This window comes from Acinetobacter sp. 10FS3-1, assembly GCF_013343215.1.
Lineage (GTDB): Bacteria > Pseudomonadota > Gammaproteobacteria > Pseudomonadales > Moraxellaceae > Acinetobacter > Acinetobacter lwoffii_C.
On record NZ_CP039143.1, the window covers coordinates 560,680 to 573,789 of the forward strand.

Consider the following 13,110-nt stretch of genomic DNA (forward strand, 5'->3'; position numbering starts at 1 on the left):
AGAATCTCAGTCAATGAATACGAATAAGATCATTGGCTGAGGTCAAAGGAAGCATAAGCATTCAAGTGGAGACAGCAATGCAAATTTTTTACGATAAAGACTGTGATTTATCTATCATCCAAAGCAAAAAAGTAGCGATCATTGGTTATGGTTCACAAGGCCATGCGCACGCGCTTAACCTGAAAGATTCTGGCGTTGATGTAACTGTAGGTCTGCGTGCAGGTTCTACTTCTTGGAAAAAAGCTGAAAATGCTGGTCTTAAAGTTGCTGAAGTTCCTGCTGCTGTAGCACAAGCTGACGTAGTGATGATCTTGACTCCGGATGAGTTCCAATCACAACTTTACCGTGACGTCATTGAACCAAACATTAAGCAAGGTGCTACTTTAGCATTCGCTCATGGTTTCTCTGTGCTTTATAACCAAGTGGTTCCACGTGCTGATTTAGACGTAATCATGGTTGCGCCTAAGGCACCAGGTCACACTGTACGTTCTGAATACCAACGTGGTTCAGGTGTTCCTGACCTTATCGCCATTCACCAAGATGCTTCTGGTAATGCGCGTAACGTAGCACTTTCTTATGCTTCAGGCGTAGGTGGTGGTCGTACAGGTATTATCGAAACTTCATTCCGTGAAGAAACTGAAACTGACTTGTTCGGTGAGCAAGCGGTTCTGTGTGGTGGTGCTGTTGAACTGGTTAAAATGGGTTTTGAAACTCTGGTTGAAGCGGGTTATGCACCAGAAATGGCATACTTTGAATGTCTACATGAACTTAAGCTGATTGTTGACCTTATGTTCGAAGGCGGTATCGCAGATATGAACTACTCGGTTTCTAACAACGCTGAGTACGGTGAATATGTAACGGGTACTGAAGTGATCAACGAACAGTCTCGTGAAGCAATGCGTAATGCGCTTAAACGTATTCAGTCGGGTGAGTATGCGAAGATGTTCATCCAGGAAGGTGCATTGAACTATCCGTCTATGACTGCACGCCGTCGTCAAAATGCTGCACATGGTATTGAAGTGACAGGTAACAAGTTACGTGCAATGATGCCATGGATTCAAGCAAACAAAATCGTTGATAAAGAAAAGAATTAATTTTTATCTTCTGATTGAATAAAAAAACCTGCTCGAATTGAGCGGGTTTTTTTATTTATTATTTTAAGTTTTCAGTTATAAGAAATGAAAAAAAGCTAGTTTTTTTTTAAATTATTTTTAGAGTGCTAGTTAAAGCGGGAGTAAATAAAAGTGTAAAAGTAAAAGGCTTAGGGTCTGGAGTTAAATAATAAATATTGATGGACAGGGGATTTAAGTTATCTGGTGTTTATTTAATATAGGAGTAGATTAAATAAATTATCATGTGAATATCGATTTAATTAGAGCCTTAACAGATTATTTAAAACAATAAGATAATATTCACAATATAGTTAAATAAAGGGATTGATTTTAAAAGCTCAAGAATAAGAAATTTTAAATAGCTTAGAAATTAAAAGATAGATTACGCGATAAAAACAAATAAATTCTAGATAAAGTGTGATGTAGTGTGAAAAATATAAGAAAAAGTGAGAGATAAATATGATTTTTCCCTACAATTTGTTAAGAAGTGTAATTTGGGAAACTTTTAGTAATAATTTACTTTTATTAAGAATTTATTGTATTTCAGTTACTTGTGTTAATTATATTGGGAGGTAGATTATATTAAATTTTAAGTAATTATTGAAAACAATTTGTAACAACTGTGGTATTAATTAGCTATCTCTATAATTTTATGTCTCCTAATAATGTTTTTATAAATATCCCTACGAAATAAATATATTATTGTGAATAGTATTATTTTTGTATGTTTTCAAACGAATGATAATAAGATAAAAAAACGGTAAGTAGTTTTGCTCATAAGAATAAGAGTCTTTTACTCACCGTGAGACCAAATAAACAAAAATATTCTTTTTAAAAGAATGGAGAAAGACATGAAAAAAACGACTCAGGCAGCACTGGCAGCATTAGTATTAAGCGTTGGTTTTGGTTCAACAGCCGCATATGCAAATGAGCTTGAAGCAAGACCAGGCCCTAAACCAACTAAACCACACAAACCGGGTAAACATGGATGTGGAGATAAATGTGACGGAAAAATTAAAATCGATTTGAAAGTAGATCGCCATTGTGATCTAGATATTGGAACGTCCACAATGACATTGGCAGGCACACCAGGTGGTGATTATTCAGCAAATGGACATTTCGATGTACGTACCAATGCAGGCTATAGCCTACTCATTAGTGCGCCAGCAACTTTAGCGGGTAGCGCAGGTTCAGTACCAGTTGCGGTTACTACACGTCAAGATGGAGCAGGTTCTGATTACACTGGTTCTACTTTACCAAGTACTGGTAATGCAGATGTTCGCTTTAATGTTAAAGCTCTTGTAACAAGTAACGCTATTGATAATGCAGATGCAGGAAATTATACCGGTAACTATATTGTAGCGGTAAAATTCTAATAATAAGAAAAAAATTTCTTATGTAAAGTAATGAATAGGAGATGTGGAAAGCATCTCCTATTTTAATAAAAATTATATTGCATGGAATTGGAGTTAAATATGAATAAAAAAATTATAGGATTTTTTTTATTATTCTTAGTAAGTACTTCTTTGTTTGCAGGAATAAGATTTACTCCTATACAACTTTATATTCAGGATTTTAAGAAACAGAAAAGTACGACTATCAGTGTAGAAAGTAGTGGGGTTGCAAGTTCAAAAATTTTTGAAATTAATGCATTTAAATGGACACAAGATGAACAGGGAGAGGATATTTTAGTAGAAGATAATACTTTATTATTTAATCCAAAAACATTTGAATTAAAGCCTGAAAGCAAGCAGCTTGTGAGAATTGGCTTTAGCCAGCCTCCCTTACATTTAAAAAAACAAGAATCATGGAGAGTTGTTTTTAAGGAAGTCACTCCTATTGAAAATAAATCCAATATTAACTTTTTGTTTAATTTTTCATTACCATTATTTGCTGGAGAGCAACTGCCGCCTCAACTTGATATAAAGTTAGAAAAAACAAATAACTCAGCATACTTGAATATTGATAATACAGCAAAATCTCATGCAAAAATTACTGAGGTAGTTGTATTGGATAATAAAAATAAAGAAGTTTTTAAAAAAGATTTGACTTTGTATATCCTAAGTGGAAATAAGATTAGGTATAACTTGGGTGACTTTGAGAATAACAATAGCGAACTAAAATTAAAAGTAAAGGTTGAGGAATATGGATACTTAGAGTTTCCTGTAAAAGGATAAAGCTGGTCTAAAGAGAATAAAAATAGTAAAAGGATAATACTATGAAAGCTACTAAAATTCTCATAATGATAGTGTGTGGTATGGGTGTAACAAATACAAATGCAATAGATAATCAACAGGTAGATCAGAAAGAAAATGTGGAAATTTTTATTGTAAATATATGGGTGAATGGGCTGGATTATAATACTGAAACAACTACCTTTATAGAAGGTGGAAAAAGATTTATAGAGTGTGAAGCTTTAAATAAAATTGGGATTCGAATTGAGGGATTTCAACACCATTTAACTAAAAAAGACTTTTGTTTATTAAATCAGCCAGATGTTATATTTGAAGATGACCATAGCTTACAAGCAATAAAAATTAATTTTCCTTCAAATTATTTCCAGGAAACTGCTTATGACTTGGAAGTAGCAGCACCTGAAAAAGCAAATTTTGGAGGCTTCGTAAACTACAGTTTATTTTATAATAGAGATGAAGAAGATCAGGAATTTAATACGTTTTCAGAAGTTGGTATATTTAAAGATTACTGGTTGTTCAAAAATGCTTTTTTGTACCGTAAAGATCCCGAAGAGTTTGAACAGCAGTTTTTACGGGTAAATAGTACCTTAGATATTGAGTTTCCTGAAAAGTTTCTAAGCCTAACTTTAGGTGATACAACTAGTCGTTATAATGCGCTTAATAATTCATTCCGGTTTGGAGGATTAAGTTTTGGAACCAATTATACAGATCGGCCAGACTTCGTATACTGGAACACTCCTACTTTAAATGGCAGCGCAAGCTTACCTTCAACCATTGATTTATATATTAATGGGATAAGGCTTTATCGAGATTCTATTACACCTGGAAATTATAACCTACCTGCAGGTGCAATTTTTAATCAGGCTGGTGATGCTCAAGTGGTGGTAGAAGATATTCTAGGTAACCGCACTGTTCAAAGTTTCCCAATTTATATCAATAGTCGCTTATTAAAACCAAAACTAAATGAATATAATATTTCCTTAGGGAAGCTGAGATATAATTATGATTATGTCGATGATGATTATCGTGACTTTTTTACAAAAGTATTTTTTCGACGAGGTATTACTTCCTCTACCACATTAGGGGGAGATCTTCTATATAGTGAAGAAACAATTAACTTTGACTTTTTATGGACACAAGGAGTGAGTAAGTATTTTGTCTTGGATACTGCATTTTCAGTGAGTGAAGCGAAGGAAGAGGAGGAACAAGGGTATGCTGCCTCATTAGTATTAAGTCGAAGTTTTAAAAATTGGTCTTATAGCCTGAATAGCCGATACTTTACTGAAGAATATAAATATTTGAGCAATGATCTGTATGATTCTAGTATTAAAACTTCAAGTGCCTTAAATTTTAATTTTTTTAATTTAAAAATTGTTGATGGGGTGGGATTTAACTACATTTATCAGTCTTACTATAATGATCAAGGCTTTGATAATGACCGTCAAATTATTGATATTAGAGCAACAAAAAGATTAACAAAAAATCTGTATTCAGACTTTGGTTTCTTTAAAGATTTTGGTGAAGGTGGCGATCAGGGTTTTAATATTGCATTTAATTATGATTGGGGAGACAAAGGACAAATCTATCTTGATCATGATACTGAAAATAATGAAACGAGTTTAAGTTATAGTCATAGGACGATGACTCAAAATGGTTTTGATTATGTTTTAGGCGTTAATCGTAGCGATGATGAAGTAAATTATAATGCATATGGCTTATGGAAAACGAGTATCGGTAATTTACAGTTATCACATGATGAATTTGAAGATCGACGTAATTCACAAGCCTTATTTGAAGGAGCTCTGGTCTGGTTGGGTAATAAAGTTGCATTAACTAAATATGCATATAATGCTTTTGCTCTGGTCAATGTCGATCAGCATCCAAATCTTGATATTTATCGTTCAGCAACACTCGCTGGCCATACCAATGATAAAGGTTATATCTTTATCCATGACATTATTCCTTATATTCATTACGATATTTCTTTTGACCAGAATCAGTTGGCCATGGATGAAACTTTTGAATATTCTTCAAAAAAACTCATTGCATTGGACCAGCGCGGTTATAAGTTTAATTTCCCTGTTCATAAAACCAAGCGTATTGCGGTAAAAATCAAAGATATTCAACAAAATAATTTAATTATCGGTTCTGAAGTCCTGGTCGATGGTTTAAGTGGCGAACCTTCTTTTGTGGATAGTCAGGGTATTGTCTATCTCTATTTGTTTAAAGCTGGATCCTATAACCTTAAAGTCAAAACTCAAGGAGGAAAACAGTGCCAGGCCCAATTTACTCTTAATGAAAATCAGTTCCAAAATTCAAACCAACAAGTTTTAGAAGCTATATGTGAGTAGGAGTAGAAGAAAATGAAAAAACTCTTTTTATTAATAATCGCCCTATCGGTTAGTGCAATTACAGAAGCAGCAAAATATTGTTCAATAGATGGTTTTAGTAATTCAGAATTACGTCTAGCCAGCTATCAGCGTAGCCAGGCTGCTACCTCCTTTAATATTTCATGTGATACCAGTTATTCTATTTTATTTAATAGTCAGAATTTAATCAGTCCGGACGGCATGAGTTATGTATCTAATGGTCCTTATAAATTAAGAACTAAATTAAATTTAAGTGGTGCCAATAGTAGTTTGTGGGGAGTGAGATTAAAACAGAACCCTACACAAAGACAGAAGTATATAGTCTCGGTTCAACTGGTGGATAATCCTTATAATGGTGTTCCTGCGGGTCATTATCAGGATCAGATCTCAGTAGATATCGATTTTTAAATGCTAAGAGTTTGAATATAAAAATAAGCTGATGACGATACTAAAACCGGAAAGACTTGAGAGGACTCTAAATGGACACCCGTGGTAAGTGAGTATCTGGTGTCTAAGCAGATATTCACTTAATTCCATCCTCTGAACAGGCAGTGATGAATATTGTTATGGAACTGTATTTGAGCCTCATGATTCATCAAGTAGTCATATGCGGTTTCTATGCTGAATGAAAAATATAACTAGACAGGTGCGGGATGTCACAAACTTCCATCTCAGAATTATTAAAACAGCGACCAGTTCTTCATAAAATCCAGTTTGATTTGAAAGGTCAGCGCAGACCGGTCAGTCCCTATAAAACTGCCTTGGAGAGTCTGGTATGTCCCCGCCTAAAAATTGCCATTGTGACCGAAACCTGGCCACCAGAAATTAATGGGGTGGCACATTCATTGCTACAGCTTTGTAAAGGTTTACAAAAGCAAGGCCATAAAATCTTATTGATTCGCCCAGAACAACAAAAAACCTGTAGTGAATTCAAAGCCTATGCTGAATGTCTGGTCAAGGCGCATCATATTCCCCGATATGCACATCTACAGTTTGGTCGGCCTCAATTTTTAAAAATTTATCAGGCAGTTGAGGATTTTTATCCGGATCTGGTGCATATTGTGACGGAAGGTCCTTTGGGGTTGGTGGCTCAGCAAGTGGCAAAGCTGCAGGGAATCCCGGTATCGAGTGGATTTCATTCCTCCTTTCAGGATTTTAGCCGTTTCTTTGATTTGGCTTTTCTGGTTAAACCGATCCAGAATTATTTAAAGTGGTTTCATAACAATACTGCTCTGACATGTGTGCCTAGTCAGGAAACGGCACAAGCCCTGACCGATTTTGGGGTCACTTGCCGGCTTGCTGTTGTAGGCCGTGGTGTCGATACGGATACATTTTCACCAAAGTGGCGCTCACCCGAATTGCGTTATGCTTGGGGTGTCTCTGCCACGACTCGCGTGATGCTCTATGTAGGCAGGCTTTCACCAGAAAAAGAGGTGAATGTCTTGATTCAGGTGTATTTGAGAATGCGCCAGCTGTATCAGCAGAATATACGTCTGGTCATCGTAGGCGATGGACCTGATCGGGCTAGGTTGGAGCGGCTTAATCAGGATGGAAGTGTTATTTTTACAGGAAGTTTGTCGGGTCAAAAATTATCACAGGCTTATGCCAGTGCAGATGTATTTTGTTTTGCCAGTCAGGTCGAAACCTTCGGTAATGTGGTTTTAGAGGCAATGGCAAGTGGTCTGCCAGTGATTGCGTATGATTATGCCTGTGCGCATTTACATATCCGGCATGGTCAAACAGGTTATTTAAGTGCACGTGGAAACCAGCAAGCTTTTATACAGAATATGCTTGAGCTGCCAGATCTGCTCTGTCTACAACAGATGGGGAGTCTGGCACGTCAAAAAGCTGAAGAAGTTGGCTGGCAATATCCAGTGTATCAATTTGAACAAGCCTTGTATTCGGTGGTTCAACCTGAAAAATACAGGGCATAAAACAATAAGAGCTCTACAATGAAATTTCAAAATGCAAAACTCAAGTTTTTGGAAATTGATTTAAAAGGCTGTGTTTATCTTAATCATTTTTCCCGTTCGGAGCGTATTACCACCTTTTTTAAAATCGTCAGCCGCCTTGGAGATGGGATTTTCTGGTATCTGATGGTGTTGAGTGTTTGGATCGTACAGGGCTTGATATATAGCCTGCAAATTATCTATCTGGTTTTAGGTAGTACGGTAGGAACTTTAATTTATAAAGTCCTTAAAACCAAGACGGTACGGCCGCGTCCCTATCAGGTGCATCAGGTGATCCGCTTGGGCGAACATCCGCTGGATCATTTTAGCTTTCCTTCAGGCCATACCCTACATGCTGTAATGGCTACGGTGGTACTGGGTTATGTGGTGCCTGCATTACTGTTTCTGATGCTGCCCTTTACCATTTTGGTGGCTTTGTCCCGCATGGTGCTGGGGCTGCATTATCCAAGCGATGTGGTGGTAGGGGCCTTACTTGGTGGCGTGCTGGCAATGGCGATTGTATGTATGGCGCCATTTTTAAATATTGTGTTGTAAAAAATCAAGCAGAAGCCCGGCGAAAGGCTCGCAGAATTTTGCAGATTTGCTAAAGTACAGCATCACACTAGATATGCTTAGGAATAGATATGGGTTTACGTTGGACAGATACCCTCGATATCGCGATTGAATTGTATGAAGCGCATCCGGATGTTGATCCGCAATGGGTTCGCTTTACCGATCTGCATGCCTGGATTTGTGCACTGCCTGATTTTGAAGATGACCCGAATAAATCGACCGAAGGCCTTTTGGAAGGCATTCAAATGGCATGGATTGACGAAGCCCGTTAATTGCTGGCTTGAAAAAAGTAAAATTTTTACCTCTGAAACGAAGAAACAAGTCCATTATTCGGTATAATGCGGCAAAATTTCATGTCAACAATTGACTTAAGGAGCCGATCATGGCTATTGAACGTACATTATCTATTGTAAAACCAGACGCAGTTGCTAAAAACCACATTGGTGATATTTTTGCTCGTTTTGAAAAAGCGGGTCTTAAAATCGTTGCAACTAAAATGAAACACTTGACTCAAGCTGAAGCTGAAGGCTTCTACGCTGAGCATAAAGAACGTGGTTTCTTTGCTGACCTGGTTGCATTCATGACTTCTGGTCCAGTGGTTGTTTCAGTTCTTGAAGGCGAAAACGCTGTTCTTGCTCACCGTGACATTCTGGGTGCAACAAACCCTAAAGAAGCTGCTCCTGGTACTATCCGTGCAGACTTCGCTGTAAGCATCGACGAAAACGCTGCTCACGGTTCTGACTCTGTAGCATCTGCTGATCGTGAAGTGAACTACTTCTTCGCGCAAACTGAGATTGCTCCACGTACGCGTTAATACGCAGTATTCAAACCAGATAAGTGTTATTATACTTATCTGGTTTTTTTATTCTCTGAATAATTTTTTGCTCAGATATTGAGCTTCTCCTTTCATCTTTAGACATGGTTTAGGTAATACACATGAGTACTGACGTGGTCGCTACATCAGCAGTTTCTGATGCCCAGCAACAATCTCTGTCCACTCCTGCACAGCAAAATTCTGTGGAAAAAGTGAACTTACTTGGCATGTCACGTCCACAAATGGAAAAATTCTTCGAAGATCTGGGCGAGAAGAAGTTCCGTGCCGGACAGGTGATGAAATGGATTCACCAGTTTTTTGTAACAGATTTTGCCGAGATGACCAATATCTCAGGCAAGCTACGTGAAAAACTGGAAAAGATTTGTGAAATTAAAGCGCCAGAAGTGGTGCATAAAAACTATTCCAAAGATGGCACCCGTAAATGGGTATTCCGTGTGGGCGACGGTGACGGTTCTCTGGTCGAGACGGTATTGATTCCGGCAGAACATCGTAGCGGTTTACGACGTACCTTGTGTATTTCATCCCAAGTGGGCTGTGCTTTGGACTGTTCTTTTTGTTCCACCGGCAAACAGGGTTTTCAGCGTGATTTGACTCAGGCAGAAATCATCGGTCAGCTGTGGATGGCCAACTATTCCTATATGGAAGATGTGCCTGTACTTGAGCGTGAGCGTTCGGTCACGAACGTGGTGATGATGGGCATGGGCGAGCCATTGCTGAACTACGATGCCGTACTTAACTCGATGCGAGTGATGCTGGATGACTTTGCGTATGGTATGTCCAAACGTCGCGTGACTTTATCAACTTCAGGTGTAGTGCCAAAAATTGATCAGATGGTGAAAGATATTGATGTGGCCCTAGCGATTTCATTGCATGCACCAAATGATGAACTGCGTAATGAGTTGGTACCGATCAATAAAAAATATCCACTTGAACAATTGATTGCCGCCTGTCAGCGTTACATTGCCAAAGATGGTAATGAAAGTTCGCGTAAACACGTGACGATTGAATATGTGATGCTGGATGGGGTGAATGACCATCCTGAACATGCGCAACAGATGATTAAATTGTTGAAGAACCTTCCAAGCAAGATCAATTTGATTCCATTTAATCCATTTCCGCATGCGCCATACGGCCGTTCTAGCCGTAACCGGATTATTTCTTTCCAAAAAACTTTGTCTGATGCCGGTTTTGTGTGTACGATTCGTCAGACGCGTGGCGATGATATTGATGCTGCGTGTGGACAGCTGGTCGGACAGGTTGCTGACCGTACCCGCCGAGCGGAGCAGTGGAAAAAGAAAATTGCGCAATCAAATGAGATTATGCGCTCACAAGGATAACAAGAGGTCGCCAATTGAATAATCTGACATCCAAACTTGCTTTGATTTCAGTGCTGTGTGGGTTTTGGGGGTTAACCGCGTGCCAAACGCCAGAACTGGGTCAGAAAGACCCGGAAAAAGCCACTAAAGTCCGTACACAATTGGCGGCAGAATATCTTAAATCAGGTGATCTGGATTCAGCAAAACGTGCGCTCGATCAGGCACTGGAAAGCAATTCGCGTGATTCTCAGGCCAACATGATGATGGGTGTGCTGCTTCAGCAGGAAGGCAGTCCACTCAATCTGGAAAAAGCCGAGACTTATTTCAAGCGTGCCATTTCCGCAGACCCGAAAAATGCACAGGCGCGAAATAATTACGGTACCTATTTATATCAGCTTGGGCGCTATAATGATGCGATTGAGCAGTTTAAAATTGCGGGTGCAACTTTAGGGTATGATCAGCGATTTCGTGCCCTAGAGAATATGGGCCGTATTTATCTGAAAACTGGCGATGTTGTGAATGCTGAAAAAACATTCAAACAGGCGCTACAGGCTAATCGCGATTCGTATATATCAATGTTAGAGTTGGCAGAAATTTTTTATCTGAACCAGCAGTTCCCGGCAGCGACACAAATGTATGAACATTTTGTGCGTGGGGTGGGACAGAAAAATCAGAGTGCCCGCGCACTCTGGATTGGCATTCGTACCGCGCGTGCCAATGGTGATCGGCTAGGAATGCAGGTATTGGTTAATCAATTGCGTGCACTCTTTCCTGAAAGCCAGGAATACCAACGTTATTTGCAATTACAGTACAGTACTGAGGCCGTATGGAAGTAAATCCTAATTCACCATCGAATCATTCGAGCGTAGCTCCAAACGCGTTAGGAAATGTTCAACGTCCAGGTGAGTACTTGCGTCAGATTCGTATCAATCAGCAATGCGATCTGGACGATGCAGCCAATGAGCTGAATATTCCGGTAAAAACCCTGACTGCGCTTGAGCAGGATGACTACAAGTCTTTGCCTGAAGCCACTTTTATTAAGGGCTATTATCGTATCTATGCCAAGTTTCTGGGGGTAGATGCTTCTAGCATCATCCAGCGTTTTGATGAAATTTATACGAATGATACCGGCCTGCTGCCCAATCATGCCCTGAATAATTCTCCGATCAAAATTATGGGGAAACTTCCGGGTTCGAAGCGTGATCGTAACCGTAAATGGTTAAAGCGCATTTTGATTGCCTTGACGGTACTGGTGATTCTGGGGGTATTGACGACGATCATACAAAACTGGTCCAGCAATAACAGCCAGGATGACAGTGAAATTGCCGCAGACCCCTCTTCTCATATTGAAGTTCTAAATCTGGATAATGGCACAGCCATGATGGGCGACCAGTTAAAACTGGATTTTCAGCGTCCAACCTCGGTTCATATCGTGGATTCCACTGGAAAGGTACTGGCGACTGGCCGTCAAGCTTCCACCTTGCAGCTTAGTGGTGAGTCGCCATTTCAGATTCGTCTGGATGATGCCACTGCCGTATCACTCAGTTTAAATAATGAAAGTATTTCATTGTCTCCATATACCGTGAACGGAAAAGCAGAATTCCGTTTGTCACGTTAAGGGTGAGAGTAGGTCGAAAGAATGATTATTAATCCAATTCAGCGTCGTTCAACACGTAAAATCCGTGTGGGTTCTGTCTATGTGGGGGGGGATGCCCCTATCAGTATTCAGTCAATGACCAATACTGAAACCTGTGATGTGGATGCGACCGTTGCACAAATCCAGCGGTGTGTGGATGTGGGTGCGGATATTATGCGTGTATCTGTGCCGACCATGGAGGCCGCAATCGCCTTTGGCGAAATCCGCAAGCAGGTCAGTGTGCCTTTGGTTGCTGATATTCACTTTGACTATAAGATTGCCCTTGCGGTTGCAGACTATGGGGCGGACTGTCTGCGTATCAATCCGGGAAATATCGGTTCTGAAGCCAAAATCCGTGAGGTGGTGGCTGCTGCAAAGCATCATGATATTTCCATGCGAATCGGGGTAAATGCCGGTTCTCTGGAAAAAGATATTCAAAAGAAATATGGCGAACCGACGGGTCAGGCTTTGCTTGAATCTGCGATGCGCCATATCGACATTCTGGATCGTCTCGACTTTCAGGAATTCAAAGTTTCGGTTAAAGCCTCCAATGTCTTCTTAACCATGGATGCGTACCGTTTGCTGTCGCAGCAAATTGATAACCCGCTGCATCTGGGAGTGACTGAAGCGGGTATTTATCGTACCGGTTCAGTGAAATCCGCGATTGCCCTCGGTGGCCTGCTGATGGAAGGCATTGGTGACACTATGCGAATTTCCCTGGCGGCAGAGCCTGAAGAAGAAATTAAAATCGGCTTTGATATTTTAAAATCACTCAGTCTGCGTTCTAACGGCATTAACTTTATTGCCTGTCCAAGCTGCTCACGTCAAGAATTTAATGTGATCAAGGTCATGCAGGTTCTGGAAGAGCGTCTGGAAGATGTGCGCGTACCAATGGATGTTTCGGTTATCGGCTGTAAGGTCAATGGTCCAGGTGAGGCCAAAGAAGCCGATATTGGTGTAGTGGGTGCAAGTCCACGTTCACTGGTGTACCGTAATGGTGAAAAAAGCCATTTAATTGACACAAATCAACTGGTTGATGAAATCGAAGCAATGGTTCGTCAACGTGTTTCCGAGCTTGAAAAAGCTAAATCCAAAGAGATTATTCGCACAGGTTTTTCTGAGTAG

General features: G+C 39.8%; 13 protein-coding genes. All 13 read left to right on the top strand.

The window, feature by feature from the left end; translation table 11 throughout:
* The first annotated feature begins 77 nt into the window (after positions 1-77).
* Positions 78-1,094 (top strand): ketol-acid reductoisomerase, encoded by a 1,017-nt coding sequence (ilvC, locus tag E5Y90_RS02600; RefSeq protein WP_151204099.1) that lies wholly within the window; start codon positions 78-80, stop codon positions 1,092-1,094.
* An 869-nt stretch (positions 1,095-1,963) separates the two neighbouring features.
* Entirely contained in the window at positions 1,964-2,488 is a 525-nt protein-coding gene (locus E5Y90_RS02605) for a DUF4402 domain-containing protein (protein WP_151204100.1), read from the top strand.
* Positions 2,489-2,587: 99 nt separating this feature from the next.
* Positions 2,588-3,289: a molecular chaperone gene (locus tag E5Y90_RS02610; protein ID WP_174659324.1), complete on the top strand. Its 702-nt coding sequence runs from the start codon at positions 2,588-2,590 to the stop codon at positions 3,287-3,289.
* 41 nt (positions 3,290-3,330) lie between these two features.
* Entirely contained in the window at positions 3,331-5,658 is a 2,328-nt protein-coding gene (locus tag E5Y90_RS02615) for a fimbria/pilus outer membrane usher protein (protein WP_174659325.1), read from the top strand.
* A gap of 12 nt (positions 5,659-5,670) precedes the next feature.
* The gene (locus tag E5Y90_RS02620) at positions 5,671-6,084 is read left to right on the top strand and encodes a hypothetical protein (RefSeq protein WP_174659326.1); all 414 of its coding nucleotides are present in this window, start codon (positions 5,671-5,673) and stop codon (positions 6,082-6,084) included.
* Positions 6,085-6,329: 245 nt separating this feature from the next.
* Positions 6,330-7,610 carry a glycosyltransferase family 4 protein gene (locus tag E5Y90_RS02625; RefSeq protein ID WP_174659327.1) on the top strand — a complete coding sequence of 427 codons (1,281 nt, stop codon included), beginning with the start codon at positions 6,330-6,332 and terminating at the stop codon, positions 7,608-7,610.
* 18 nt (positions 7,611-7,628) lie between these two features.
* Positions 7,629-8,180 (top strand): phosphatase PAP2 family protein, encoded by a 552-nt coding sequence (locus E5Y90_RS02630; protein WP_151204105.1) that lies wholly within the window; start codon positions 7,629-7,631, stop codon positions 8,178-8,180.
* Positions 8,181-8,269: 89 nt separating this feature from the next.
* Positions 8,270-8,470: a Fe-S cluster assembly protein IscX gene (gene iscX, locus E5Y90_RS02635; protein ID WP_151204106.1), complete on the top strand. Its 201-nt coding sequence runs from the start codon at positions 8,270-8,272 to the stop codon at positions 8,468-8,470.
* Between the two features lie 110 nt (positions 8,471-8,580).
* On the top strand, positions 8,581-9,012 hold the full coding sequence (ndk, locus tag E5Y90_RS02640; RefSeq protein ID WP_035265623.1) for a nucleoside-diphosphate kinase: 432 nt from the start codon (positions 8,581-8,583) through the stop codon (positions 9,010-9,012).
* A gap of 122 nt (positions 9,013-9,134) precedes the next feature.
* A complete protein-coding gene (rlmN, locus tag E5Y90_RS02645; protein ID WP_174659328.1) occupies positions 9,135-10,370 on the top strand; it encodes a 23S rRNA (adenine(2503)-C(2))-methyltransferase RlmN in 1,236 nt (411 codons plus the stop codon).
* Positions 10,371-10,411: 41 nt separating this feature from the next.
* Positions 10,412-11,185: a type IV pilus biogenesis/stability protein PilW gene (pilW, locus tag E5Y90_RS02650; RefSeq protein WP_373688388.1), complete on the top strand. Its 774-nt coding sequence runs from the start codon at positions 10,412-10,414 to the stop codon at positions 11,183-11,185.
* Positions 11,176-11,967, top strand: a complete 792-nt coding sequence (locus tag E5Y90_RS02655; protein ID WP_174659329.1) for a helix-turn-helix domain-containing protein — start codon at positions 11,176-11,178, stop codon at positions 11,965-11,967. Before pilW ends, E5Y90_RS02655 begins: the two co-directional genes overlap by 10 nt.
* 21 nt (positions 11,968-11,988) lie before the next feature.
* Positions 11,989-13,110 (top strand): flavodoxin-dependent (E)-4-hydroxy-3-methylbut-2-enyl-diphosphate synthase, encoded by a 1,122-nt coding sequence (gene ispG / locus E5Y90_RS02660; protein ID WP_151204110.1) that lies wholly within the window; start codon positions 11,989-11,991, stop codon positions 13,108-13,110.

Excerpts from the sequence above, each read along its gene's own strand:
- E5Y90_RS02615 (WP_174659325.1), top strand. The coding sequence starts at position 3,331 with ATGAAAGCTACTAAAATTCTCATAATGATAGTGTGTGGTATGGGTGTA.
- rlmN (WP_174659328.1), top strand. The coding sequence starts at position 9,135 with ATGAGTACTGACGTGGTCGCTACATCAGCAGTTTCTGATGCCCAGCAA.
- ilvC (WP_151204099.1), top strand. The coding sequence starts at position 78 with ATGCAAATTTTTTACGATAAAGACTGTGATTTATCTATCATCCAAAGC.
- E5Y90_RS02630 (WP_151204105.1), top strand. The coding sequence starts at position 7,629 with ATGAAATTTCAAAATGCAAAACTCAAGTTTTTGGAAATTGATTTAAAA.
- ndk (WP_035265623.1), top strand. The coding sequence starts at position 8,581 with ATGGCTATTGAACGTACATTATCTATTGTAAAACCAGACGCAGTTGCT.
- E5Y90_RS02605 (WP_151204100.1), top strand. The coding sequence starts at position 1,964 with ATGAAAAAAACGACTCAGGCAGCACTGGCAGCATTAGTATTAAGCGTT.
- ispG (WP_151204110.1), top strand. The coding sequence starts at position 11,989 with ATGATTATTAATCCAATTCAGCGTCGTTCAACACGTAAAATCCGTGTG.
- E5Y90_RS02655 (WP_174659329.1), top strand. The coding sequence starts at position 11,176 with ATGGAAGTAAATCCTAATTCACCATCGAATCATTCGAGCGTAGCTCCA.
- iscX (WP_151204106.1), top strand. The coding sequence starts at position 8,270 with ATGGGTTTACGTTGGACAGATACCCTCGATATCGCGATTGAATTGTAT.
- E5Y90_RS02620 (WP_174659326.1), top strand. The coding sequence starts at position 5,671 with ATGAAAAAACTCTTTTTATTAATAATCGCCCTATCGGTTAGTGCAATT.
- E5Y90_RS02625 (WP_174659327.1), top strand. The coding sequence starts at position 6,330 with ATGTCACAAACTTCCATCTCAGAATTATTAAAACAGCGACCAGTTCTT.
- E5Y90_RS02610 (WP_174659324.1), top strand. The coding sequence starts at position 2,588 with ATGAATAAAAAAATTATAGGATTTTTTTTATTATTCTTAGTAAGTACT.